The sequence below is a fragment of the Streptomyces sp. NPDC005017 genome (assembly GCF_042873115.1).
In the GTDB taxonomy this organism is placed as follows: Bacteria; Actinomycetota; Actinomycetes; order Streptomycetales; family Streptomycetaceae; genus Streptomyces.
Map to the genome: position 1 here is coordinate 81,388 of NZ_JBIALD010000017.1, position 24,971 is coordinate 106,358.

Below are 24,971 nucleotides of genomic sequence, written 5' to 3' on the forward strand. Positions count from 1 at the left end.
CACGCCCGGCCCCGTGACGCACCGGCCCGCCAACCCGCCCGCCCCCGCACCCGTACCGCGACCCGCCCCCCGGCGAGCGCTGCGCCGGCTGCCTCTGTACGCGGCCGCCGCCCTGACCGTGGCCCTCTGCCTCTTCCCCGTGTACTGGATGATCTCGACCGCCTTCAAGCCGTCCCCGGACATCCAGTCGTACGACCCCCGCCTGATTCCGCGGAGTTGGACCCTGGACCACTTCCGCACCGCGGTCGGCGCCGACGGCTTCGCTCTCTTCTGGCGCAACAGTCTCCTGGTCACGCTCGGCGCCGTGCTCCTCGCACTCGTGGTCGCGCTGGGCGCGGCCTACGCGGTGGCACGGATGCGGTGGCGCGGCCGGCGTCAGTTCGTGCTGGCCGTGTTCATCGCCCAGATGGCGCCGTGGGAGTCACTGATCATCCCGGTCTACATCATCGCCCGCGACACCAACATGCTCGACCGGCTGCCCACCCTCACCCTGGTCTACTTCATGATCACGTTGCCGTTCACCCTCGTGGTGCTCCGCGGCTTCATCGCGGGCATCCCGCCCGAGCTCGAAGAGGCGGCACAGGTCGACGGCTGCACCCGCACGGGCGCGTTCCGCAGGGTCGCCCTGCCGCTGCTCGCGCCCGGCCTCATGGCCACCTCGCTGTTCGGCTTCATCACCGCCTGGAACGAGTTCACGTACGCCAACTTCCTCATCATCAAGCAGCAGGACAGCCGCACCCTGCCCGTCTGGCTCTCCTCCTTCCAGTCGACCTTCGGCACCGACTGGGGGGCCACGATGGCGGCCTCCACGCTCTTCGCGCTGCCGGTGCTGATCGTCTTCCTCGTCCTCCAGCGCCATGTGACCTCCGGACTGGCGGCGGGAGGAGTCAAGGGCTGAACGGCCGTACCGCGCAAGGGTTCCAGCCCGCCGCGCGTGACGTACCGCCCGTGCACCCGCCACATCTGTCCCGCACACCGTGCCCGGCCGAACATCGGAGACCCGCACCGTGGACCTGTCGCGTCCCGAACTCGCCCTCGTCCCCCGCCCCCGCCGGCTGTCGCCGCGCCCCGGCCGCTTCCGCATCGACCGCACGACCCGCCTGCGGGTAGCGCCCGGCGCCGAGGCGGCGGCCGACCTCCTGCGCACCTACCTCGCGCCCGTCACCGGGCTCCGCCTGGAGCACGCCGACGACGCGGCCTTCGTCCTAGCCCTCGACCCCCTGCTCACGGGGCTGGGCGAGGAGGGATACGGCCTGACCGTCGGCCCCCACGGCGTGCTGCTGCGCGCGGCACGGCCGACGGGTCTGCTGCGCGGCGTGCAGACGGTTCGTCAACTGCTGCCGCACCAGGCGCCGGTGAGGCCGGACGGGGACGGCGTGGACCTGCCCGGAGTCGAGATCACCGACGTGCCCGCGTATCCCTGGCGCGGCATGCTGCTCGACGTCGCCCGGCACTTCCAGCCGGTGTCCTACCTCCGCCGGTTCGTCGATCTCATGGCCCTGCACAAGCTCAACGTGCTGCATCTGCACCTCACCGACGACCAGGGCTGGCGGATGCCCGTCGCGGCGTACCCCCGGCTCACCGAGATCGGCGGCCTGCGGGAGCGGTCCATGGTGGGTCCGGCCGGCAGCGGGCGTTTCGACAGCCGCCCGCACGGCGGCGCGTACACCCGCGCCGAGCTCACCGGTCTGGTGTCGTTCGCGGCGGCGCGCGGGGTGACCGTGGTGCCGGAGGTCGGCGTCCCCGGCCACGTCCGCGCCGCCCTCGCCGCCCACCCCGAACTGGGCAACCACCCCGAGCGGCAGCTCGACGTGTGGACGCACTGGGGTGTGTGCCCCACCGTCCTCGGCGTCGGCGACCACGTCCTGGACTTCTTCCGCACGGTCCTCGACGAGGTGATGGACGTCTTCCCCTCCCCCTACCTGCACATCGGCGGCGACGAGTGCCCGACCGACGAGTGGGAGGCGAGCCCGGCGGCGATCGCCCGCGCGAGCCGCGAAGGCCTGGAGGGGCCTCGCGCGCTGCACGGCTGGTTCATGGGCAGGATCGCCGACCACCTCGTCCGCGCGGGCAGGCGCCCGGTCGCCTGGGCCGAGAACGGCACCGCGCTTCCCCCGGAGTGCACGGTGATGAGCTGGCGCACACCCGAACACGCCTGGGCCGCGGCGCGCCGGGGCCACGACGTCATCCACGCCGACCACCGCTCCACCTACTTCGACTACGCGCGCGCCCCCGGCCCCGACGAGCCGCTCGCCCAGCCGGGCCACGTCCTCGACCTGCGGACCGCGTACGGCGTCGAGCTCACCGCACCACCCGCCCAACCCGCCCTCGCCAAGAGGGTTCTGGGCGCCCAGGGCCAGCTGTGGACCGAGTTCGTCACCACCCCGGAGCACATCGAGTACCTCACCTACCCGCGCCTGTGCGCCCTGGCCGAGCGGGTGTGGGACGGCGGCGGCGACTGGCCGGACTTCCGCGCACGGCTGACGGGCCACGAGGCACGTCTGGACGCGCTGGGAGTACCGCACGACACCCTGCCGCACCGCCCGGCGACACCCACGCACGCCCCCGTGTGACTCCCCAACGGCACCACCACACCCCAACCCCCTCCCGCACAAGGCGGGAGCGATCGAAGGGAACCCGCCCCATGAGCAGCCGACCCACCGGCCGCGCCACCCGCGCGGCCCTCGCCCTCACCGCCCTCGTGGGCAGCACGGCCCTGGCCGCACTGCCCATGACCACGGCGTCGGCCGCGGCGGACGCGGTCGCCGTCCAGTACCGCACGAGTGCGAGCGGGGCCACCGCCGACCAGAGCGAGCCCTGGCTGAAGGTGCGCAACACCGGCTCGTCCAGCGTCCAGCTGAGCCAGGTCAAGGTCCGCTACTACTTCAAGGCCGACTCCCCCGGCGCCACGTACCGCTTCGCCTGCTCCTGGGCGGTCAGGGGATGCTCGGTCATCACCGGTACGTTCGGCACGCTCGCCAACCCCACCGCCACCGCGGACCGTTACCTGGAGATCGGCTTCACCTCCGGGGCCGGCACCCTCGCCCCCGGCGCCGACACCGGCGACATGCAGCTGCGCTTCTACCAGTCCACCTGGCAGCCGCTGAAGCAGAGCGACGACTACTCCTTCGGCGCCGCACAGACCGCGTACGCCGACTGGACCAAGGTCACCGCGCAGTTGGCGGGTGCGACGGTGTGGGGCACCGCCCCCGCCGGCAACGAACCCCCGACCGACCCCACCGACCCGCCCACGGGCAGCGGCCAGACCCTGTTCGACGACTTCACCTACACCTCGCACTCGGACCCCGCGCTCGCCGCCCACGGCTGGAACGTCCGCTCCAACTCCGGCGGCCCCGGTGTGCCCGGCGCGACCTGGGACCCCTCCAAGGTCACCTTCGTCAACCAGAGCGGCAACACGGTGATGAACATGGAGACGTCCACGGCGGGCACCGGTGAGTCCACCCGGCACACCGAAGTCCTCACCAGGGCAACGAAGTTCAAGAACGGCACCTACGCCGCCCGGGTGAGGTTCAGCGACGCCCCGAAGAACGGCCCCGACGGCGACCGCGTCGTCCAGACCTTCTTCACCATCAACGACCTCAAGGCCCCGATGGCCGACGACTACGCCGAGTACGACTTCGAGTACCTGCCCAACGGAGGCTGGGGCGAGCCCGCCAACATCCTCTACACGACCTCCTGGGAGACCTACAACCCCGACCCCTGGCAGGCCGTCAACCAGCACAGCGAGAGCCGGCGGAGCTTCGCGGGCTGGCACGACCTGGTCGTCACCATCGACAACAACGCCATCACCTACCACGTCGACGGCCAGCACTTCGGCACGCACGACGCCGCCTATCTGCCCGAGCGGCCGATGTCGATCAACTTCAACCAGTGGCTGATCGACCTGGCCGGGCAGACGTCCACCACGCCTCGCGCCTACGACCAGCAGGTCGACTACATCCTCCACGTCAAGGACCAGGTGCTCACCCCGGCCCAGGTCACAGCCAGGATCAACGCGTTCCGCACGGCCGGCACCGCGTTCGTCGACGAGGTCCCGGCGACGTCCTGACCGGCCTCGGCGGTGACGGACAGCACGGGCGGGGCCGCTCCGGCGGCCCCGCCCGCAGCTCCGCTCAGGGACCTACTGCCGGTACGGTTCCGCCTGCTGCGCCTCCACCGCCCTCCCCGGCACCAGCACGGCAAGGGTGCTGCGCGCCTCACGCCGCAGTGTGCGACGCCGGGCGAAGGTCGCGGTCAGGGCGAGAACCGAGACCGTGCCGCCGTAGAACACGGCGGCGATCGTGGAGAGGAGCCCGACCGTCATCGGGCACGCACCTTTCTTCCCCCGCTCGGCCCGCCCGACCGGGCAGGCGTTGATGCGTTTCCCTCTCACCTTACGCCCGCCGTCAACTCCGCCTTCCCGCGCGGTCTTTCGTGCCCAAGCGCAGCGTGCAGCAGCACGAGGAGGGCATCCCGGGGCGCGGTCCTGCGGCTCCCGGTGGACGAGGGACCCGGCGAGCCACGTCCGATGCCAGAACCTGACGGCGGCCCGCCTGAACTCACCGCACAGCACGGAACTCGTTGCGGCGTCGCCCGTCAGCGCGTCTCGATCACGACCTTCTCGATGACCACGTCCTCCAGGGGACGGTCGTTGCGCGGGTTGGTCGCCGTGGTGGCGATGGCGTCGACGACGCGCCGGCCGGCCTCGTCGGTGACCTCGCCGAAGATGGTGTGCTTGCCGGTGAGCCAGGTGGTGGGGCCCACGGTGACGAAGAACTGGGAGCCGTTGGTGCCCGGTCCGGCGTTGGCCATGGCCAACAGGTAGGGCTTGGTGAACGCCAGGTCCGGGTGGAACTCGTCCGCGAACTTGTACCCGGGCCCGCCGGTGCCGTTGCCCAGGGGGTCACCGCCCTGGATCATGAAGCCCTCGATGACCCGGTGGAACACCGTGCCGTCGTACAGCGGTGCCGTGCTCGGCTGACCCGTGTTGGGGTCGATCCACTCCCTCTCGCCCTTGGCGAGTTCCACGAAGTTCTTGACGGTCTTCGGGGCGTGATCCGGCAGCAGCCGGATCACGATGTCGCCGCGGTTGGTCTTCAGCGTCGCGTACAGCTCTTCCGCCATCACGTTTCCTTCGCTCCGTCCGACTGGTGCGGCCAGTCTCACGGCCGGACGGAGGGCCCCGGGGCGACGACACGGCATCTCACCCGCACGGGTGGCCCGGCATTCGCCCGCGGCTCGCCGGCCGCGCGGCCCGGACACAGACACACGAACGCCGCCGGCCGGAAGGTCGGGCACCTTCCGGCCCACCACGCGACAGGCCGTACGCCGAGGGGCCTGGACCTGGGACGGGTCCAGGCCCCTCGCACACCCGCCGGGGACAGCCGCTGTCAGAGGGGAAGCCCACCTCCGAGAAGGCCGCCGAGAAGGTCGTTGATGCTGGCGAGGAGGCCGGAGAGTGCGTCCATGTGAGTTCTCCTGTCGGATCGTTGGAACTGTGACCTGATGACGACCGGACCGGCCGCCCGGAGACGGCCGGAAGACGGCTGTCACCCGCACGAGGGTCCGCAACTGCTCCTGTCGCACGCACGCGCAGTGCCTCAGCGGCCGTAGCCGGGGACGGAGGGCCAGCGGACCGTCAGTACGACGGACTCCTCCTCCGCGAACCAGGAGTGGTCGACGCCTCGGCCCCAGAGGACGTAGTCCCCCTGCCGGGCCAGGAGCACGCCGCGGTCGGGGAGCTCCACGCGGAAGCGGCCGCTGATGAGGACCAGCAGGGCGGTGCGCTCCTCGCCGGTCACCCACTGGGCCCGCCCGTCGCCCTTCGGGTGCACCCCCCATTTGATCTCGACGGCCTCGCTGTGCCGGGGATCGGAGGCGTCCTTGAAGTGCCCCAGCAGCCAACCCCGGTCCATGGCCGCGTCGTTGCCCGCGTTGCCCGCATACACGCTGTCGGTCATATCGCCGGAAGCTAGCAGCCGATCACGTCCGGCCCCCGGCCCCACCGGCGATTTTCGGCGGCCCGGCCCCCCACGCAGCATGTCGGCCGAAGCCCTGACCGTTACCGGCGGGCCGGTGCTCGCGGCGCGGCACGACAGCTCACCTCCACCCGCCGTGGCCGATGCCGCGCACGCGGCAGGGGTCCGATCGTTGCCGCGCGGGGAGTTCCGCGTCTCCTCTCCAACTGCGGTGGCCCGCCCGTTGGCTGTCCGGGCTGCGCCGGTGGCGTACCGCGCCCAGGGTGCGGTGGGCGGTGGGCGGTGGCGACGAGCGTGCTGCTGTCCGGCACTCTGCTGCTGCTCACGGTCGGCGCACCGTTCGGGCTCGGAGTGGCCGTGGTGCTGACCGGGGCGACGATCCGACCCCCGCTGGTGCTCTTCACCGTGCTCGCCGAGGCGGACGTCCACGGTCCGTGCCGACCCGGTCGTTCTCCTGGCTCGGCTCCGCCGCCGCCGCGGGCTGGGCGGTCGACCGGCCCGGGGCGCCGGGGGGCTTCGCGATCACCGTCACGGCCGCCGCCGCGATGACGTTCCAGAGCCTCGCCGGCCCGGGTCTGCGCATCGAAAGGGCGAGGTGGGAGGCCGCTGAGGAGCCGTGGCGGGCGCCACATGATCCGCCGCCGGACACCGAACTGTGCTAATGTTTCGGTGTTGCAGTTGTGGTACCCATGAACCTATGTGCGCCTGACGGGAATGTTTATCCTTCAGGCGCATTATTTGTTTTTCCGGCGTCTCCGGATGGGGCCCCTGCCTACCAAAGGAGCAGGTCATGGCACAGGGAACCGTCAAGTGGTTCAACGCCGAAAAGGGTTTCGGCTTCATCGCGCAGGACGGCGGCGGCCCCGACGTCTTCGCGCACTACTCGAACATCGCCGCCCAGGGCTTCCGTGAGCTCCACGAGGGCCAGCGGGTTTCCTTCGACGTCACGCAGGGCCAGAAGGGCCCGCAGGCGGAGAACATCGTCCCCGCCTGATCGCCGGAGGCGTATCCGCTCACCGGGGTCCGCACCGTCATGGTGCGGACCCCGGTTTGTGCCATTTTGAGGAAGGCAGATCACCGCATGTCCCGCAGGCCCCAGAAGCCGAACCGACGCCCCTCGTCGCCCCGGCCGTCCGCGTCGTCGCCGATGGATTTCCGGCTTCCGGAAAACACCACACCCGCACTTCCCGCCGTCGAGGACTTCGCCGGTCTGGAGATGCCCGCGGGGCTGCTGAAGACCCTCACCGCGCAGGGCGTGACGACCCCCTTCCCCATCCAGGCCGCCACGCTGCCCAACTCCCTGGCCGGCCGTGACCTCCTGGGGCGGGGCCGTACCGGCTCCGGCAAGACCCTCGCCTTCGGGCTGGCACTCCTGGCCCGCACGGCCGGACAGCGTGCCGAGCCCAAGGCACCCCTCGTCCTGGTGCTGGTTCCCACGCGTGAGCTCGCCCAGCAGGTGACCGACGCGCTGACCCCCTACGCGACGGCCGTGAACCTGCGGCTCGCCACCGTGGTCGGCGGGCTGTCCATCAGCAAGCAGGCCGGTGCGCTGCGACGCGGCGCCGAGGTCCTGGTGGCGACACCGGGCAGGCTCAACGACCTGGTGGACCGCGGGGACTGCGTCCTCGACCAGGTCCACATCACGGTGCTGGACGAAGCCGACCAGATGACCGACATGGGCTTCCTGCCGCAGATCACCAAGCTGATCCAGCGGGTACGGCCCGACGGGCAGCGCATGCTCTTCTCGGCCACGCTGGACCGCAACATCGACCGTCTGGTGCAGCAGTTCCTGACCGACCCCGTGGTGCACTCCGTGGACCCGTCGGCGGGAGCGGTGACCACCATGGAGCACCATGTGCTCCACATCCAGGACGAGACCGACAAGAAGGCCGTCACCACGCGCATCGCGGCCCGTGACGGCCGGGTCATCCTCTTCCTCGACACCAAGCGCTCCGCCGACCGGCTCGCCAAGCGGCTGCTGGCCGTCGGCGTCCGCGCGGCGGCACTGCACGGCGGCCGTTCCCAGCCCCAGCGCAACCGCACCCTGGAGCAGTTCAAGAACGGCCAGGTCACCGCGCTGGTGGCGACGAACGTCGCCGCCCGTGGCATACACATCGACGACCTCGACCTCGTCGTGAACGTCGACCCGCCGACCGATCACAAGGACTACCTCCACCGGGGCGGCCGCACGGCCCGCGCCGGCGGCTCCGGCAGTGTGGTCACCCTGGTCCTGCCCGAACAGAAGCGGGACATGACCCGGCTCATGTCGGACGCGGGCATCCGCCCCCGGACCGCGCGTGTCACGTCGAGCGACGAGGAACTGGCCACCATCACCGGCGCCCGTGAGCCCTCGGGTGTGGCCGTCACCATCGAGATCCCCCAGCCGGCCACCCCTGCGGCCTCCCGCTCCGACGGCAGGAGCGGCGGCGCCCAGCCCGGCGGGCGGTCCGGCCGCCGTCGCCGCAGCGGCGGCGGAGCGAAGACCCCGACGGGAGCCACCGCGGGGACGGGCACGGGGACCCGCGGCGCGGACCGCAGGGGCGCGGCCGGGACGGCCAAGTCCGCTACACCCAAGTCCGGTGCTCCCAAGTCGGGAGCGGCCAGGTCAGGGGCGGCCAGGTCAGGGGCGGCCAGGTCCGGTGGCACCCCCGCCACCGGCGGACGCGCCGCCGGCCGACGAACCGGCTCCGGTGGGGCCACGGGCGGCGCCGCGGGATCGGGCGGCCGCGGTGCCGACCGCCGGGGCGGCCGCCGCAGCTCCGCTGGCTAGCACTCCCCCGTCGGTGCGATCCCACCCCCCGGTGCCTGTACCGGGCCACCGGGGTGGGGTCCGTCCGGGGGCGTGATGCCGCCCGTGGCACCGGGACAACCTTTCGGTGCGGCAGCAAGTCATCTTCATGTCAGGCGGGTTGACTCGAGGTGTACCCGGGGGCGGTGATCCCCGGCAGCTCGCTCCTCCCGCCCGCCGTCGGCGCGCGCATCCGGGCCGCGCCTCGGGGAAGGGGACATGCGGATGGGCAGATGGAGAGCGGCGGCCGCGCTCGTGGCCGCCGGAGTGATCGGAGCGGCGCTGGTCCCGGCCGGCCCCGCGGTGGCCGTGCACGGGGCGGTACCCGGTGACTTCAACGGCGACGGCTACCGCGACCTGGTGCTTCCGGCGCCAGGCGCGGACGTCGCCGGACAGCGGCACGCGGGGGCCGTCGTGGTGGTGTACGGCTCACGCTCCGGGTTCAGGGCGGACCGGTACCAGAAGATCTCCCAGAACGCGCCCGGCGTGCCGGGCACATCCGAGGGCTGGGACCGCTTCGGCTCCGCCACCGCCACCGCCGACCTCAACCGGGACGGGTACGCCGACCTGGTCGTCAGCGCGCCCTACGAGGACGTCACGCGGGACGACAACCGCGGCGTGGTGACGGTGCTGTGGGGCAGCCGGAGCGGTCTGGGCAGGGGCACCAACCTGCCGTCGCCCGGCCGGTCGCAGCATCACGGCGTCGATCTCGCGGTGCACAGCGCGGAAGAGGGCGACAAGACACAGCTCCTGATCGGCGGCCTCAGCGGGACCGCCGCCTTCAAGGGCCCGTTCAGCCGCAGCGGCACCTTCGGCTCGGTCACGTACTCGGCGGACGCCGGCGCCCTGGACTCGGTGGCGCTCGGCGACCTCGACCGGAACGGAACCACGGACCAGGTGAGCCTGACGTACCGGACACACGCCCTGACCGGCGGCCGGGTGCAGATCAATCCGTCGGGCGGCACGGACTGGCCCGAACCGCTCCAGGAGGGCAACGGGCTGATCGCCGCGACCGGGGACGTCAACGGCGACGGCTACGCCGACCTCGTCGTCGGCGACCCGGAGGACCCGCGGACGCCCGGCGTCGACGGCGTGACCGGCGGGCGCGTGCTGGTCTGGCGCGGCTCGGCCCGCGGTATCGCGCGCGACGCCGTGCCCGAGCAGATCACCCAGGACACCGCGGGGGTGCCCGGGACGAGCGAGGGGGGCGACACCTTCGGGGCCGGACTGACGGTGGCGGACCTCGATCGGGACGGCCTCGCGGACATCGTGGTCGGCGCGCCCTTCGAGGACGTCGGCACCGTCCATGAGGCGGGTGCGGTCACGGTCGTCCCCGGGCGTCGCTCGGGGCCGCTCGGACCGGGCGCGTACTCCTTCCACCAGAACACCCCGGGCGTCCCCAGCAGTGTCGAGGAATCCGACTCCTTCGGCGCGACGCTCGCGGTCGCGGAGCTGAACAAGGACGGCCGGCCCGAGCTGATCATCGGCTCCCCCACGGAGAACCTGGCCACCGGCGCCGTCTTCGTGCTGCCCGGCGGTGCCTCCCGCCCGACCGGGACGGGCAGCCGTGCCTTCACCGCGAACATGTTCGGCCTCACCCAGCACGACAGCACACATCTCGGCGGCTACGGGACCATCTGGATGCTGATGCGGGACCCGGAGGTCGACCACGGCGACCAGGCTCCCGCCGCCCCCGGCGCCGACGCCCGCGCCGGGGCCGGGAGCGAGTGAGCGGGACGGGCGGTACCCGGCAGGTCGGCCGGCGTACGACCTGCCGTCCTCCTGAACCGCGATGCCCTACCGGCGCGCGGCCCCTGCGAGAGGGCGGGGTCCCCGGTCCTTCACCGGGGTCAGCTCGAGACGGCGGCCCTCGAAGCTCTGCCTGAGGCGTCGGTCGTGGCTGACGATCACGAGCGTGCCCCGGTAGGCCGCCAGCGCGGCCTCGACCTCCTCCACCAGGCCCGGCGCCAAGTGGTTGGTCGGCTCGTCCAGGAGCAGCAGATCGGCCGGGGTGGTCACCAGCCGGGCCAGCTCCAGCTTCCGGCGCTGGCCCGCCGACAGGAGCCGGACCGGGCTCCTCAGGTCCCGGGCGGTGAAGAGCCCCAGGGCGAGGAGTTCGTCCTCACGGCCCTCCCCGAAGGCCTCCGCGACCGTGCGGTGGCCGACGGGCGGGGCCATGTCCTGGCGGAGCGTCCCGACCCGGGCGGGCCCCTCCACCGTGCCCTGGTCCGGGGCGAGTTCGCCCGCCAGGAGGTTGAGGAGGGTGGTCTTGCCGGCGCCGTTCGGGCCGGTGACCAGGAGCCGTTCGCCCGCGTCCAGGTGGAGGGCGTCCAGGCGGAGCCTGCCGTCCACGCGTATCCCGGTCAGGTGGACCGACGCGCCCCGGCCCGCCGGGACGGCGCTGAAGCGGAGCGGCTCAGGGGGCGCGGGCACCGGGTGCCCGGTGAGGCGGGCGAGGCGCTCGCGGGCGGCGCGGATGCGGCTCATCGCCCCGTGCGCCCGCGACCGGGCGCGGAAGGCACCCGCGCCGCTGAACGCGGCCGGGGCCTTGCGCGGGATCGCCGTGAAGCGGTCGACGACGCTGTCCGCGAGGGCGCCGTACCGGGTCAGCTCGGCCTTCCACTCCTCGTACTCCCGCTGCCGTCGGGCCCGTTCGGCTGCGCGGCCGACGAGATACCCGGAGTATCCGTTGCCGTACCGGCGCACGGTGTGCCGGTCCTCGTCGACCTCCAGGACGGCGGTGGTGACCCGTTCCAGGAAGACCCTGTCGTGTGAGGCGGTCACGACGGTGCCCCGGTGGGCGCGCAGCCGTTTCTCCAGCCAGGCGACGGCCTCGTCGTCGAGGTCGTTGGTGGGTTCGTCGAGGAGCAGCAGTTCGGGGTCGCCGGCGAGGACCGCGGCGAGGGCGAGCCGGGAGCGCTGGCCTCCGGACAGGGTCCCCAGGGGGCGGTCGCGGTCGATCGGGCCGGGTTCGCCGAGCCTGCGCAGGGTGGTCTCGACGCGCCGGTCGGCCTCGGCGCCGCCGCGTGCCTCGTAGGCGGCGAGCAGCTCCGCGTAGCCCGCGAGGTCGCCGGTCCCGGCGAGGGCCGACTCGGCCGTGCGGATGGCCCGTTCCAGTTTCCTCGTGTCGGCGAGCGCCAGGTCCACGGCCTCGCCCACGGTGGCGGTCGGAGGCAGGTCGAGGGTCTGGGCGAGATGGCCGAGGCCGCCGGGGGCCTCGACGGCGACGGTGCCGTTGTCGGCGGTTTCGAGGCCGGCGAGGAGCCGCAGCAGGGTGGACTTCCCGGACCCGTTGCCGCCGACGACGCCGAGGCGTTCGCCGGGGCGGACGGTGAGGGAGACACGGTCGAGCACGGTCCTGTGGTGCACGTGCTGGTCGTCGTAGCGCTTGCTGACCTCGGTGAGTTGGGCACGGAACAAGGGCGGTCTCCTGAATGTCGGCGACAGGACTTGCACGAGACGCATCGTCTCGCTGCAACTCCGTCGACGGTACGCCGCGATCCGAGGAATTGCAAGACGAGACGTCTCGTATCGTTAAACCTTTTCCTGAGAGCGCTCTCAAGAAATTCACCGAAACCGGTACGCCACAGCCGGAATCCGTCACTGCTTGAACACATGACCGGCTCGGCCCGTCGCCGGCACCGCCGACGCCTTCGGGAGGCGGCCCCCGGCCGCCCCTCGGCCTCAGAGCGCAGGTCAGCGGTCCACTCGGCCCGGCATCGAACGGGTCAGGCGCGGCAGCGAGCGGGCCGGCCGTTCACCCGGTCCCGCCCGAGGGGCCTCACGCCGAGGCGCGGCGGACCAGTTCCGTGGGGGTGATCAGCGACGCGGCCACGGGGTCGTGGGTCTTGTCCAGCATCCGCATCAGCAGTTTCACCATCAGCCGCCCCATGCCCTCGATGTCCTGGCGCACCGAGGTGAGCGCCGGGTCGCTCGTGCGGACGACGGACTCCATGCCGTCGAAGCCGACGACGGCGACGTCCTCCGGGACCCGCCGCCCGCGCTCACGCAGCGTACGCAACGCGCCGAGGGCCATGAGGTCGTTGGCCACGAACACCCCGTCGACGTCCGGGCGCCGGTCGAGCAGTTCGCCCATGGCGCGGGCACCGCTCTCCTCGGTGAAGTCGCCCTGGCGGAGCAGGTCCGGGTCGGCGTCGACCAGGACGTCGTAGTAGCCGGCGAGACGGTCGAGCGCGGAGGTCTGGTCGCGGGGACCCGCGATGTGCGCGATGGCGCGCCGGTCCAGGGAGACGAGATGGCGGACGGCCTCCCTGGCGCCACCCCGGTTGTCGCAGTCGACGAAGGGAATGTCCAAGTCGGAGCCGACTCCGGGGCGGCCGCCGAAGACCGCGGGCACTCTGCTCCTGGCTATCAGGGCGGGCAGCCGGTCGTCACTGTGCAGGGAGAAGGCGAGGGCGCCGTCGACATGTCCGCCGGCGAGGTAGCGCGCGATCCGCTCGTGGTCGTCGGCGCTCTCCACCCACAGGAGCACGAGCTGGATGTCGTGGGCCGTCAGCTCACGGCTGATGCCCCGGATCTGCTGCTCGAAGAAGGGGTCGGAGAACACCCGGAACTCGGGTTCGGCGATGATCACGGCGACCGCGCCATGACGCTGGGTGACGAGTGAGCGGGCCGCGTGGTTCGGTACGTAGCCCAGGTCCGCGACCGCTTCGAGCACCTTGTCCACCAACGGCTTGCGCACACCCGCGCCGCCGTTGACGACCCGCGAGACCGTCGCCCGCGATACGCCGGCACGTTCCGCGACGGCTTCCAGAGTGGGACGGGACGTCGTGGTCTGCTCGGGCAAGTTGGCTCCCAGTCTCGTCCTGGCTTCCGCTGTGCCGCCGGCCCGGCCCACCAGGCCGCCGGTCCGGCGCAGCCAGCATAGACGGTGCCCATCCGCCTGAGAGCGCTCACAAGCCAGGCTTCGGGGCGGGGCGCGGCCGGACGCGCGAACCGGGACGGATCGGATGCCGGAGACCGAGGGCCGCCGCACGACGAGCTTATACATCCTTTGTTTCAACTATTGACCGTTCATTGTGACGCCTTTACGTTTGCGCCGTCTTGAGAGCGCTCTCACATGAGGTGTGCATGAAACTACGCAGACATCTGGCCGTGCTGTCCGTGACCGCACTGGCCGCCGCCGCCCTCACGGCGACCGTCGGATCCGGCGTCGCCTCCGCGGCCACCGTCCCGGTCGGCAAGGGCAGCCACACGGACACCCGTCCGGCGGGAGCCCAAGGGCCCTCCAACAGCAGCGGCCAGGCGGTGCTGCCGAAGGTCACCGCCGCCGCGGCGGACCGGCCGGTCCCGACCAACGACTGGTGGACCTCGCTGGCCTTCCAGCGGTACGCGGCGAATCCCTGGTCGGAGAACATGTACGGCCATCCGCTCACCTACAAGGCGGTGTCCGGCGGCCTGGAGGTCGGCTACCCGACCACACACCAGATCGTCGGGGAGGGCCGCCAGTACGAGTTCCCGCACAAGGCCGACCTGACCCTGGGGCTCGCGGGGCTCAACTCCCCCGACGCCAAGGCGGACGACTGGAGCGACTGGACCGTCACGCCGTACTGGAGCGACGGGACCCGTACGCTGCGGACGACCATCGGCCACGGTATGCCATACGTCTACGCCCAGGGCTCCGGCGGCGCCGCCCGGATCAACGCGGCGTCGCCGCCGACGGTCTTCGCCGACCAGGGCAACGTCCTCGGCGTCACGATCTCCGGCCACCACTACGCGCTGTTCGCCCCCAGCGGCACCGACTGGACGGTGTCCGGCAACGACATCCGGGCCGACCTCGGCTCGAGGAACTACTTCTCCCTGGCCGTGCTGCCCGGCACCAACGCCCTGGCGGACTACAGGAAGTACGCTTTCAGCTTCGTCACCGGTTCCAAGGTCGACTGGCAGTACCTGGAGGGCGAGGGCAAGGTCAAGGCGACCTACTCGCTGACCACCGAGGCGAAGGAGGGCACCGAGCGGGGGACGTTCCAGGCCCTGTACCGGCACCAGTGGCTGCACACCGGTGACGCCCTCACCGGCTACACCTACGTCTCCCCCCGCGGGCAGATGAAGGTCCGCGAGGGCACCTCGTTCACCACCGTCCAGAACGTCAACGGCGTGCTGCCGGGGCTGCCCCGCGCGGCGGGCGTCGACAAGGCGAAGCTGAAGGCCTTCATCGACGAAGTCCTTTCCGCCAGCGACCCGTTCAGCGGCGCCACCGACACCTACTGGACGGGCAAGGCGCTCGGCAGGCTCGCCCAACTGGTGCCCATCGCCGAGCAGATCGGCGAGACGGCCCAGCGCGACCGGCTCCTCGCCCTGATCAAGGCACGGATGCAGGAGTGGTTCACCGCGGGCGGCGCCTCGGAGTTCTCCTACGACCGCAACTGGCGCACCCTCATCGGCTACCCGGCCTCGTACGGCAGCGACATGGAGCTCAACGACCACCACTTCCACTACTCGTACTACGTGATGGCGGCCGCCGTCGTGGCGCAGTACGACCCGCAGTGGGCCGCCGACAGCGAATGGGGCGGCATGGTCAAGGAGTTGATCAAGGACGCCGCCAACCCGGCCCGGGGCGAGAGCAAGTACCCCTTCCTGCGCGGCTTCGACGTCTACGCCGGACACAGCTGGGCCGCCGGACACCAGGCGTTCGCCGCCGGCAACAACCAGGAGTCGTCCTCGGAGTCGGTCAACCTCAGTGCCGGTCTGATCATGTGGGGCTCGGCCACGGGTGACAAGGCGCTGCGCGACCAGGGCGTCTACATGCTGATGACCGAGTCGGAGTCGATCGCCCAGTACTGGTTCGACGCGGACCAGCAGGTCTACCCCGAGAACTTCACCCACGACGTGGTGGGCATGGTCTGGAGCAGCGGCGGCAGCTACGCCACCTGGTGGACGGCCAACCCCGAGGAGATCCACGGCATCAACTTCCTCCCGGTGACGGGGGGTTCGCTGCACCTGGCCCGGGAGAAGGCCATGCTCCGGCGCAGCATCGCCGAGATGGAGCGGGAGAACGGCGGTCCGGCCGTCGAGTGGCGGGACATCTTCTGGCAGGTCCGCGCGCTCACCGACCCGGCCGACGCGATGGCGGCGTGGAACCAGGTGAACGGCGGCTACGTCCCCGAGGAGGGCGAGAGCAAGGCCCACACGTACCACTGGGTCGCCACGATGAACGCCGTCGGGGCGCCGGACATGACGGTCACGGCCAACATGCCGTCCGCCGTGGCCTTCGCCAAGAACGGCACCCGGACCTACGCCGCGCACAACTACGGCTCCCAGAGCTGCTCGGTCCGGTTCTCCGACGGTGCCGTGCTCAACGTGCCGGCGAAGTCCACCGCGTCCGGGCCGGGCAACGACTCCGTGCTCCCGACGCTCTGCGGCGGCACCGGCGTTCCCCCGGGCGACGAGCCGCCCACCGCGCCCGGCACCCCGGTCGCGAGCGGCATCACCGCCGCCTCCGTCACGCTGAACTGGTCGGCCGCCCAGGACGACAAGGGCGTCAAGAACTACGACGTCTACCGGAACGGCGCGAAGGTCGCCACGGTCACCCAGACCGCCTACACCGACACCGGTCTGACCGCCGGCACCACGTACACCTACAGCGTGCGGGCCCGCGACACCGCCGACCAGGTGGGGCCGGCCAGCGGCACGGTGAGCGCCAGGACCAGCGGCGACACTCCCCCGCCGTACGTCACGGGCGACACCTTCTACCCGCAGCCGGGCGGCGCGCTCGCCACCTCGGCGGCTACGCCCTCCAGCGCCACGATCCCGTCCGCCGGTGGCACGAACAACGACGGCACACCGCGCAACCCGCTGGTGTACGAGGTCCGCAACGTCCGCGGTTCCCTGAAGGCGGGGGCGGCCACGGGCTTCACGTTCAAGGTGGACGCCGGGACCTCCGTCGCCCACGCCCAGCAGGCGAGGGTGTCGTACGACCTGACCGGTGACGGCACCTTCGACCGTGTCGAGACCTTCCGCTACTTCGCCACCGACCCGGTCCCCGGGTGGGAGGAGTACTCGGCGGCGCGGCAGGGGCTGCACTCCGCCTCGGGAACCCTGGGCGATCTGAACGGGGGCACGGTCCGCGTGGAGGTCTGGAGCGCGCTGGGCAACGGCCCGTCGACCCTCCAGGTCGGCTCGGGCTCCGTCCTGACGATCCCCTTCACCTGATCCTTCGCGTGATCCTTCACCTGATCGGTCCGTCACCGGAAACGGTGATCTGAAGCACGGCACAGGCAGCCCCGGCACCGGAGGCCCCACTCTTCCGGGCCGGGGCGGCCACGCCCCGGCCCCTCGAATGCGCGGCGTCCCTCTGAAGCACGGCCCTCACAGGAAGTGCCGGATCGGGGCGACAGCCGCCTCCTTGGCGCGCTGGAGCAGCGCCCGCCGTCTCCAGCGGGTGAGGTCGATGGCCTCACTGAGCCGCAGGTCCGCGGTGAAGTCCTGGTCGAGGGCGGCGGTGAACGCCGGGTCCAGCACGGCGAGCATGACCTCCTCGTCGTGGTCCATGGAGCGGCGGTTGAAGTTGGTCGACCCGATCAGGGAGGCGACCGAGTCCACCGTGATGACCTTGGCGTGCATCATGGTCGGCTGGTACTGGAAGATCTCCACACCCGCCCCCAGCAGCCGCTCGTAGTGGTGCTGGCCGGCGAGCTGACAGGCGCGCTGGTCGGTGTACGGTCCCGGCAGCAGGATCTCCACGCACACGCCCCGGCGGGCGGTCCGGCACAGGAGGTCGACGAAGTAGTCGTCGGGGGCGAAGTAGGCGGTGGCGAGGCGGAAGCGTTCCTCGGCCGAGGTGAGCATGACCCGGATCAGGGTCTGCATGTCCTGCCAGCCGATGCTGGCGGAGCCGCGCACGACCTGGACGACCGACGAGCCGTCCTGCGCATGGGGCGCGAAACGGTCCCGCCCGTCGAAGAGTTCGTCGTGGCACTCGGCCCAGTTCTGCGCGAACGCCGCGGCGATGCCGTCCACGGCGGGCCCGCGCACCTGGACGTGGGTGTCGCGCCACTCCCCCGGGCCCCGGGCGTCGCCGCACCACTCCTGGGCGATGCCGACCCCGCCGGTGAACGCGGTGTGCTCGTCGACGACGAGGGCCTTGCGGTGGCACCGGTGGTTCTGCTTGAACGGTGACAGCCAGACGGGCTTGCGGAACCAGGCCACCTGGACGCCCGCCGACTCCATGAGGCCGAGGAGTTCCCCTTCGATCTCCTTGGCGCCGAACCCGTCGAGCAGCAGGCGCACCCGTACCCCCGCGCGGGCCCGCTCGGCGAGGGCGCCGGCGAACTCGCGGGCGATCCGGCCGCGCCAGTAGACGAAGGTCATCATGTCGACCGTGTGCTCGGCCGAGCGGATCGCGTCCAGCATCGCCGGGAAGATCTCGTCGCCGTTGCGCAGCGGCAGCAGCGCGTTTCCCTCGGTGGCCGCGATGCCGATCAGCCGTTCCAGGCGGCGCCGCAGGGTCCGTACCCGCGTCTGCGCGTCGTCCGCGGCGCCCCGCGCCGGGGCAGTCGCCCCGCCGTCCACGATCACGTCGATTCTCCCGTCTGTCACTGGGTGTTGCCGCAAGGCCCCGTCTCTCCGACCGCCGTCGGCGATCCGCCGGTCAGCGCTTCCCGAGGGCGGGCCATATCCGGTGGCGGGTCAGGCGCAGGACGGGATGCTGCGCCTGCCTCCCGGCGCGGCGGCCCAGTACATAGGACGCCCCGCTGAGCGCCGCGGCACCCGCTCCGACGCCGACGGTGATCAGTTTGTGGTGGGCGACCAGTGTCCAGGCCGTCCTGGCGACGACCGCGCACTGGCCCGATGCCGTGGCCAGGGCCTGACGGCCCGACTCGACACCCCGGGTCGCCGTTCGCGCCGCCGTGTTCGCGACCCCGGCCACGCGCTTCGTGCCGAGCTCCTCGCTCCGCACGGTGTCGTCCGCGGTCGCCGCGGCCTGCTTCGCCGCGCGGCCCACGGGTGCGGAGGTCTTCCGCGCGGCGCCTCCCGCGGCCGTGGACGCCTCGCTCGCCGTTCCCCGCGCCTTGGACGCGGTGCTCCGCCTCGTCGGGGACTTTCCGTTCGTCTCAGCGTTGTGTTCAGCCATGGCGCTTCGCTTTGCCCGTCGACGCGGGCGTAAACCCGCCTCGCCCTGGCCGGAAACTGCCGTGCATCGTCCGGCCGGTTGGGGGAAGACGCCTGCTCGGGAGCTTGAACGCGACGCGAGTGACAGGGAGATACAGCGACGATGACGGCGACGTCGGCGACAGACACCACGGCAGCGGCGGTATCCGGGCGCAGGGCCGCACCGGAGGACACGGCGGAACTGCCGCGGATCGAGGACGCGTCGGCGGTGGCCCCGCGCGACGCCCGCGAGCTGACCAAGCTGTTCCTGCGGCGGCTGGCCGAGCTCGAGGAGGGTACGCACGAACACCAGTACGCGCGCAACACGCTCATCGAGATGAACCTCTCCCTGGTCCGCTACGCGGCGAAGGGCTTCCGCAACAGCGGTGACATGGAGGACATCGTCCAGGTCGGCACCATCGGACTGATCAAGGCGATCGACCGGTTCGAGCTCTCCCGCGAGGTGGAGTTCTCGAGTTTCGCCGTCCCGTACGTCATCGGGGAGATCAAGCGCTTCTTCCGGGACTCGACCTGGGCCGTCCATGTCCCCAGGCGTCTGCAGGAGTTGCGCCTGCGACTGGCCAAGGCGCGTGAGCACCTGTCCACCCGCCTCGGCCGCGAGGCGACCGTCGCGGAACTCGCCGGACACCTCGGCATCGACGAGGAGGAGGTCCTCGAAGGGCTGGTGGCCGGCAACTGCTACACCGCCAACTCCCTGGACGTGCCCACGGACGGGGCGGACCCGGACAGTTCGACGACGTACGCGGATCTGCTCGGGGAGGAGGACCCGGCCCTGGAGATGGTCGAGAACCTGCACACCCTCGCTCCCCTCCTGAAGCAGCTCGACGACCGCGACCGGAAGATCATCGCCCTGCGCTTCGGACGCGAGCTGTCCCAGGCGGAGATCGGGGCCGAGGTCGGCTGTTCCCAGATGCACGTCTCCCGTCTGCTGGCGCGGGCGCTGCGCGGACTGAGGGAGAGCATGCTTGCCTGAACCGGCCCGGCGGCCTGTCCCGGTCCGAGCCGCCCATGACACCGAGCGTGCCCGCCGATGACCCGCGCGACACCGGCCCCCGGCGGGCGGCACCGCGACGGCGGGGACGACCGGACGACGGATGCCGCGGACGCCCCGGCCGCCGAACTCGCCCCGCAGCGGCTAGGATTGCCCGCCACCCCGCCGAGGCCCGTTCCCGGGTCCGGGACGCCCTGGCCGCTCCCGCGGGCCCGGCCGCGGCCCGCGGGACCGTCGACGACGTCCTGCTCGTCGTCACCGAACTGGTCACGAACGCCCTGCGGCACGGCGGCGGCGTCACCGCCTTCGGTGTCCTCCTCGACGGCGACAGCCTCACGCTCCGGGTGGGTGACGCCTCACCCCGGCTGCCCCGTACGGTGACGCGCACCGACCCCGCCGCCCCGGGCGGCTTCGGCTGGCCGCTCGTCCAGCGGCTCTGCCGGCGCGTCACCGTGACCGCCACGGCGAACGGCAAGATCATCGAGGTCGCCATGGGGACACGCCGCACGCAGACGTAGGGACCCCTCGTGGCATGTGTGCCGATCCCATATCCGGGTAGTCCGATGCGGCGGAACCGGCTCCCCGCCCGCTCCACGGACGGGGGCCCGCTCGCGGCTTTGTTCCGTGCGGTACCCGTGGGTTAGCCTGCGGCGTATTTCTCATCGCGTGCGTCCGCCACCTGCGGAAGTTCGCGTACGCCGTGTCGGGGCCACCACGTCCCGCCGCGGTTCCGGGTCCCCGGCCTCGGGGGCTCCTGGGGAGCAGGAACGAGGGGTGCGGGTGACGGGCAACAGCGCCGGGACCATCGAGCAGGCACCGGGTGATCAGGAACTCAGGCGACTCCTGGCAGGACTGACCGCCGTACGCGACGGCGACTTCGGCACCCGGCTGCCGGACGACGGCGACGGGCTGATGGGTGACATCGCCAAGGTCTTCAACGGCATGGTGGACCAGCTGTCGCTGTTCACCAGCGAGGTCACCCGGGTGGCCCGCGAGGTCGGCACCGAGGGCACTCTGGGCGGACAGGCGCAGGTACCGGGGGTCTCGGGCACCTGGGCCGATCTGACGGACTCGGTCAACGCCATGGCGGGCAATCTCACCACCCAGGTGCGCGACATCGCCCAGGTGGCCACCGCGGTGGCCAAGGGCGACCTGTCGCAGAAGATCGACGTACCGGCGCGGGGCGAGATCCTCCAGCTGAAGGAGACCGTCAACACGATGGTCGACCAGCTCTCCGCGTTCGCCGACGAGGTCACCCGGGTCGCCCGCGAGGTCGGCACCGAGGGGAGCCTGGGCGGACAGGCACAGGTGCCGGGGGTCGCCGGTGTCTGGCGGGATCTGACCGACTCCGTCAACCACATGGCGGGCAACCTCACCAGCCAGGTGCGTTCCATCGCCCAGGTGACGACCGCGGTGGCGCAGGGCGACCTGTCGCAGAAGATCACCGTCGACGCGCGCGGCGAGATCCTCGAACTCAAGAACACCATCAACACGATGGTCGACCAGCTCTCCGCGTTCGCCGACGAGGTCACCCGCGTCGCCCGCGAGGTCGGCACCGAGGGGCGCCTCGGCGGACAGGCCGACGTCAAGGGCGTCAAGGGCACCTGGCGCGACCTGACCGACTCCGTGAACTTCATGGCGGGCAATCTCACCGGCCAGGTCCGCAACATCGCGCTGGTGGCCACCGCGGTGGCGCAGGGCGACCTGTCGCAGAAGATCACCGTCGACGCGCGCGGCGAGATCCTCGAACTCAAGAACACCATCAACACGATGGTCGACCAGCTCTCCGCGTTCGCCGACGAGGTCACCCGCGTCGCCCGCGAGGTCGGCACCGAGGGGCGCCTCGGCGGACAGGCGCAGGTGCGCGGGGTGTCGGGCACCTGGAAGGACCTCACCGACAACGTCAACGTGATGGCGTCGAACCTCACGCATCAGGTGCGTTCCATCGCCCAGGTCGCCACCACGGTTGCCCGCGGCGACCTTTCCCAGCGGATCACCGTCGAGGCCAAGGGCGAGGTCGCCGCCCTGGCCGATGTCATCAACACGATGGTCGACACCCTGTCGGCCTTCGCGGACGAGGTGACCCGGGTGGCCCGCGAGGTCGGCACGGAAGGGCGCCTCGGCGGGCAGGCGCACGTCCCGAACGTGGCGGGCACGTGGAAGGACCTCACCGACAACGTCAACTCCATGGCGAACAACCTCACCGGCCAGGTCCGCAACATCGCGCTGGTGACGACGGCCGTGGCGCTGGGCGACCTGTCCAAGAAGATCGACGTCGACGCGCGCGGCGAGATCCTCGAGCTCAAGACGACGATCAACACGATGGTCGACCAGCTCTCCGCGTTCGCCGACGAGGTCACCCGCGTCGCCCGCGAGGTCGGCACCGAGGGGCGCCTCGGCGGACAGGCCGAGGTGGAGGGCGTCTCGGGCACCTGGAAGCGCCTGACCGAGAACGTCAACGAACTGGCCGGCAACCTGACCAGACAGGTGCGTGCCATCGCCGAGGTGACCAGTGCCGTGGCGGAGGGCGACCTGACCCGCTCGATCACCGTCGAGGCGTCCGGCGAGGTCGCCGAGCTCAAGGACAACATCAACTCGATGGTGGGGTCCCTGCGCGAGACGACCCGGGCCAACCAGGAGCAGGACTGGCTCAAGACGAACCTCGCCAGGATCTCCAGCCTCATGCAGGGCCATCGCGACCTGCCCGTGGTCGCCGAGCTGATCATGGACGAGCTCGTCCCGCTCGTGACGGCCCAGTACGGCGCCTTCTATCTGGCCGAGGACGGGGACGACGGCCCCGAACTGCGCCTGGTCGGCTCCTACGGCTACCCCGAGGACGACACCCGGCCCACCCGCATCTCCTTCGGCCGCACCCTGGTGGGGCAGGCCGCCCGCAGCCGGCGCGCCATCACGATCGACGCGCTGCCCCCGGACTATGTGAGCATCTCCTCCGGGCTCGGCTCGGTCGTCCCGACCACGCTGGTGCTGCTGCCCATCGTGGTCGAGGGCCAGGTGCTCGGAGTCATCGAACTGGCCTCGGTGACCGCGTTCACGCAGATCCACCGTGACTTCCTGGACCAGGTGATGGAGACCATCGGGGTCAACGTCAACACCATCGTGGCCAACGCCCGCACCGACGAACTGCTCGTCGAGTCGCAGCGCCTGGCCGCGGAACTCCAGTCCCGGTCGACCGAGTTGCAGGTCCAGCAGGAGGAGCTCCAGCGCTCCAACGCCGAACTGGAGGACAAGGCCTCGCTGCTGGTCACCCAGAACCGGGACATCGAGGCCAAGAACCTCCAGATCGAGCAGGCGCGCCAGGAACTGGAGACCCGGGCGCAGCAGTTGTCGCTGGCGTCCAAGTACAAGTCGGAGTTCCTGGCGAACATGAGCCACGAACTGCGCACCCCGCTCAACAGCCTTCTCATCCTGGCCCAGTTGCTGGCCCAGAACCCCTCGCGCAACCTCTCCCAGAAGCAGGTGGAGTACGCGCAGATCATCCACTCGGCGGGCTCGGACCTGCTCCAGCTGATCAACGACATCCTCGATCTGTCCAAGGTCGAGGCGGGCAAGATGGACGTCACGCCCGAGCGGGTCTCGCTGCGCCAGCTCATCGACTACGTCGAGGTCACCTTCCGGCCCATGACGGCCCAGAAGAGCCTGGACCTCACCGTGACCATCGCCGCGGGCGCGCCGGCGGACCTGCTCACCGACGACTCCCGGCTGCGGCAGGTGCTGCGCAACCTGCTGTCCAACGCGGTGAAGTTCACCGAGCACGGCAGTGTGGAGCTGGCCGTCGAGCCCGTCACCGACGAGGACGTGCCGAACGGGGTCGTCCGGGGCGGCACGGTGGTCGCGTTCCGGGTCAAGGACACCGGCGTCGGCATCCCGCCGCAGCATCTGGAGTCGATCTTCGGGGCGTTCCAGCAGGCGGACGGCACCACCAGCCGCAAGTACGGCGGCACGGGCCTGGGCCTGTCCATCACCCGGGAGATCGCGCAGCTGCTGGGCGGTGTCGTCACCGTGGACAGCACGCCGGGCGAGGGCAGCGTCTTCACGCTCTATCTGCCGGTGGCACGGCCGGACTTCGCCGAACTCCTGCGGCACGCCCGGCCGTCGCAGGACGGGGCGTCGGCCGCGTCCGCGATCGAGACGTCCTTCGGGCCGGTCTCCGTGCCCGAGCGCGCCGGGGCGTCCCGGCAGCGCCCGCGGCGGCTGCTCGTGGTGGAGGAGCGTCCGCGCGGTCTGCTCACCCTCGTCGCCGAGAGCGTCGTGTCGGACCTGACGCACGGCGGCGACGGCTCGGGGGCCCCGACGCCGATCGACATCATCACGGCGGCCGGCGCGCAGGAGGCGGCGGGGGCGCTGGCCGCCGAGCCGTGCCACTGCGTCGTGGTGGAGCTGGGCCTGCCGGAGGGCGAGGCGTCCCGGTTCCTCGACGCGCTGCAGGGGGACTCGGCGCTGTCGGCGGTGCCCGTGCTGGTGCACAGCAGTCACGCGGCCGACGTCACGCTCAAGGAGAGCCTGCGGCCGCGGGCGGAGGCCGGGGCGCTGGAGTTCCTGTCCAGCCTGGACGAGTTGCGCAAGCGCATCGCCCTGCACCTGTCGGCCGAGCAGCCCGGCGACGTGCTCTCCCTGGTGCGCCCGGAGGAGCCGCATCCGGTGCCCCGGCCCAGTATCGAGCCGCCGCCGGACGGCCGTACCGTGCTCGTCGTCGACGACGACGCCCGCAACCTCTTCGCCCTCAGCGGCATCCTGGAGCTGCACGGCTTCCGGGTCCTGCACGCGGACAACGGCCTCAGGGGCATCGAGACCCTCATCAAGAACCCGGACGTCTCCCTCGTCCTGATGGACGTGATGATGCCGGAGATGGACGGCTACACCGCGACCGCGGAGATCCGCAGAATGCCCGAGTTCGCGGATCTGCCCGTCATCGCCGTCACCGCGAAGGCGATGCCCGGCGACCGGGACAAGTCCCTGGCCTCGGGCGCCAGCGACTACGTCACCAAGCCCGTGGACACCGACGGCCTCATGGCCTGCGTACGGCGCTGGCTGCCGGCATGAGGCGCCCGGAAGCCGTCACCCG

At 71.6% G+C, this 24,971-nt stretch carries 18 protein-coding genes; 11 read left to right on the plus strand and 7 right to left on the minus strand.

Annotated features, from left to right (window positions below):
- Positions 1 to 13 precede the first annotated feature (13 nt).
- The 3 genes from ACFYR0_RS24840 (at position 14) to ACFYR0_RS24850 (ending at position 4,069) form a co-directional block, all read left to right on the plus strand.
- Positions 14 to 898, plus strand: a complete 885-nt coding sequence (locus ACFYR0_RS24840; RefSeq protein ID WP_389332267.1) for a carbohydrate ABC transporter permease — start codon at positions 14 to 16, stop codon at positions 896 to 898.
- 109 nt (positions 899 to 1,007) lie between these two features.
- Complete coding sequence (locus ACFYR0_RS24845) at positions 1,008 to 2,573, plus strand: beta-N-acetylhexosaminidase (protein ID WP_389332026.1); 1,566 nt, start codon at positions 1,008 to 1,010, stop codon at positions 2,571 to 2,573.
- 71 nt (positions 2,574 to 2,644) lie between these two features.
- Positions 2,645 to 4,069, plus strand: coding sequence for a cellulose binding domain-containing protein (locus ACFYR0_RS24850; RefSeq protein WP_389332029.1), 1,425 nt, complete (start codon positions 2,645 to 2,647; stop codon positions 4,067 to 4,069).
- 72 nt (positions 4,070 to 4,141) lie between these two features.
- On the opposite strand, the gene ACFYR0_RS24855 is transcribed toward ACFYR0_RS24850, so the two are convergent.
- From ACFYR0_RS24855 to ACFYR0_RS24865, 3 genes are all read right to left on the minus strand, one after another.
- Positions 4,142 to 4,324 (minus strand): hypothetical protein, encoded by a 183-nt coding sequence (locus ACFYR0_RS24855; RefSeq protein WP_389332032.1) that lies wholly within the window; start codon positions 4,322 to 4,324, stop codon positions 4,142 to 4,144.
- A gap of 272 nt (positions 4,325 to 4,596) precedes the next feature.
- Positions 4,597 to 5,124 carry a peptidylprolyl isomerase gene (locus tag ACFYR0_RS24860; RefSeq protein WP_389332035.1) on the minus strand — a complete coding sequence of 176 codons (528 nt, stop codon included), beginning with the start codon at positions 5,122 to 5,124 and terminating at the stop codon, positions 4,597 to 4,599.
- A gap of 476 nt (positions 5,125 to 5,600) precedes the next feature.
- On the minus strand, positions 5,601 to 5,960 hold the full coding sequence (locus ACFYR0_RS24865; protein WP_389332038.1) for a signal peptidase I: 360 nt from the start codon (positions 5,958 to 5,960) through the stop codon (positions 5,601 to 5,603).
- A gap of 452 nt (positions 5,961 to 6,412) precedes the next feature.
- Here ACFYR0_RS24865 and ACFYR0_RS24870 point away from each other — a divergent pair, with 452 nt between their 5' ends.
- The 4 genes from ACFYR0_RS24870 (at position 6,413) to ACFYR0_RS24885 (ending at position 10,497) form a co-directional block, all read left to right on the plus strand.
- A complete protein-coding gene (locus ACFYR0_RS24870; RefSeq protein WP_389332041.1) occupies positions 6,413 to 6,640 on the plus strand; it encodes a hypothetical protein in 228 nt (75 codons plus the stop codon).
- A 128-nt stretch (positions 6,641 to 6,768) separates the two neighbouring features.
- On the plus strand, positions 6,769 to 6,972 hold the full coding sequence (locus ACFYR0_RS24875; protein WP_389332044.1) for a cold-shock protein: 204 nt from the start codon (positions 6,769 to 6,771) through the stop codon (positions 6,970 to 6,972).
- A gap of 87 nt (positions 6,973 to 7,059) precedes the next feature.
- Positions 7,060 to 8,748, plus strand: a complete 1,689-nt coding sequence (locus ACFYR0_RS24880; protein ID WP_389332047.1) for a DEAD/DEAH box helicase — start codon at positions 7,060 to 7,062, stop codon at positions 8,746 to 8,748.
- Between the two features lie 243 nt (positions 8,749 to 8,991).
- A complete protein-coding gene (locus ACFYR0_RS24885; RefSeq protein WP_389332050.1) occupies positions 8,992 to 10,497 on the plus strand; it encodes a VCBS repeat-containing protein in 1,506 nt (501 codons plus the stop codon).
- Between the two features lie 66 nt (positions 10,498 to 10,563).
- On the opposite strand, the gene ACFYR0_RS24890 is transcribed toward ACFYR0_RS24885, so the two are convergent.
- Both ACFYR0_RS24890 and ACFYR0_RS24895 read right to left on the minus strand, forming a co-directional pair.
- Complete coding sequence (locus ACFYR0_RS24890) at positions 10,564 to 12,231, minus strand: ABC-F family ATP-binding cassette domain-containing protein (RefSeq protein ID WP_389332053.1); 1,668 nt, start codon at positions 12,229 to 12,231, stop codon at positions 10,564 to 10,566.
- A 316-nt stretch (positions 12,232 to 12,547) separates the two neighbouring features.
- The gene (locus ACFYR0_RS24895) at positions 12,548 to 13,573 is read right to left on the minus strand and encodes a LacI family DNA-binding transcriptional regulator (RefSeq protein ID WP_389332056.1); all 1,026 of its coding nucleotides are present in this window, start codon (positions 13,571 to 13,573) and stop codon (positions 12,548 to 12,550) included.
- A 284-nt stretch (positions 13,574 to 13,857) separates the two neighbouring features.
- On the opposite strand from ACFYR0_RS24895, the gene ACFYR0_RS24900 reads away from it, so the two are divergent.
- Positions 13,858 to 16,938: a glycosyl hydrolase gene (locus ACFYR0_RS24900; protein ID WP_389332059.1), complete on the plus strand. Its 3,081-nt coding sequence runs from the start codon at positions 13,858 to 13,860 to the stop codon at positions 16,936 to 16,938.
- A gap of 156 nt (positions 16,939 to 17,094) precedes the next feature.
- Here ACFYR0_RS24900 and ACFYR0_RS24905 read toward each other — a convergent pair whose 3' ends face one another.
- Complete coding sequence (locus ACFYR0_RS24905) at positions 17,095 to 18,297, minus strand: phosphatidylserine/phosphatidylglycerophosphate/cardiolipin synthase family protein (RefSeq protein ID WP_389332270.1); 1,203 nt, start codon at positions 18,295 to 18,297, stop codon at positions 17,095 to 17,097.
- Positions 18,298 to 18,376: 79 nt separating this feature from the next.
- The gene (locus tag ACFYR0_RS24910; RefSeq protein WP_389332062.1) at positions 18,377 to 18,859 is read right to left on the minus strand and encodes a hypothetical protein; all 483 of its coding nucleotides are present in this window, start codon (positions 18,857 to 18,859) and stop codon (positions 18,377 to 18,379) included.
- 141 nt (positions 18,860 to 19,000) lie between these two features.
- On the opposite strand from ACFYR0_RS24910, the gene ACFYR0_RS24915 reads away from it, so the two are divergent.
- The 3 genes from ACFYR0_RS24915 to ACFYR0_RS24925 all read left to right on the plus strand — a co-directional run bounded on the left by ACFYR0_RS24915 (position 19,001) and on the right by ACFYR0_RS24925 (position 24,949).
- On the plus strand, positions 19,001 to 19,870 hold the full coding sequence (locus ACFYR0_RS24915; RefSeq protein ID WP_389332065.1) for a SigB/SigF/SigG family RNA polymerase sigma factor: 870 nt from the start codon (positions 19,001 to 19,003) through the stop codon (positions 19,868 to 19,870).
- Positions 19,871 to 19,917: 47 nt separating this feature from the next.
- Positions 19,918 to 20,406 carry an ATP-binding protein gene (locus tag ACFYR0_RS24920; protein WP_389332068.1) on the plus strand — a complete coding sequence of 163 codons (489 nt, stop codon included), beginning with the start codon at positions 19,918 to 19,920 and terminating at the stop codon, positions 20,404 to 20,406.
- Between the two features lie 262 nt (positions 20,407 to 20,668).
- Complete coding sequence (locus ACFYR0_RS24925) at positions 20,669 to 24,949, plus strand: HAMP domain-containing protein (RefSeq protein ID WP_389332070.1); 4,281 nt, start codon at positions 20,669 to 20,671, stop codon at positions 24,947 to 24,949.
- Positions 24,950 to 24,971 lie beyond the last annotated feature (22 nt).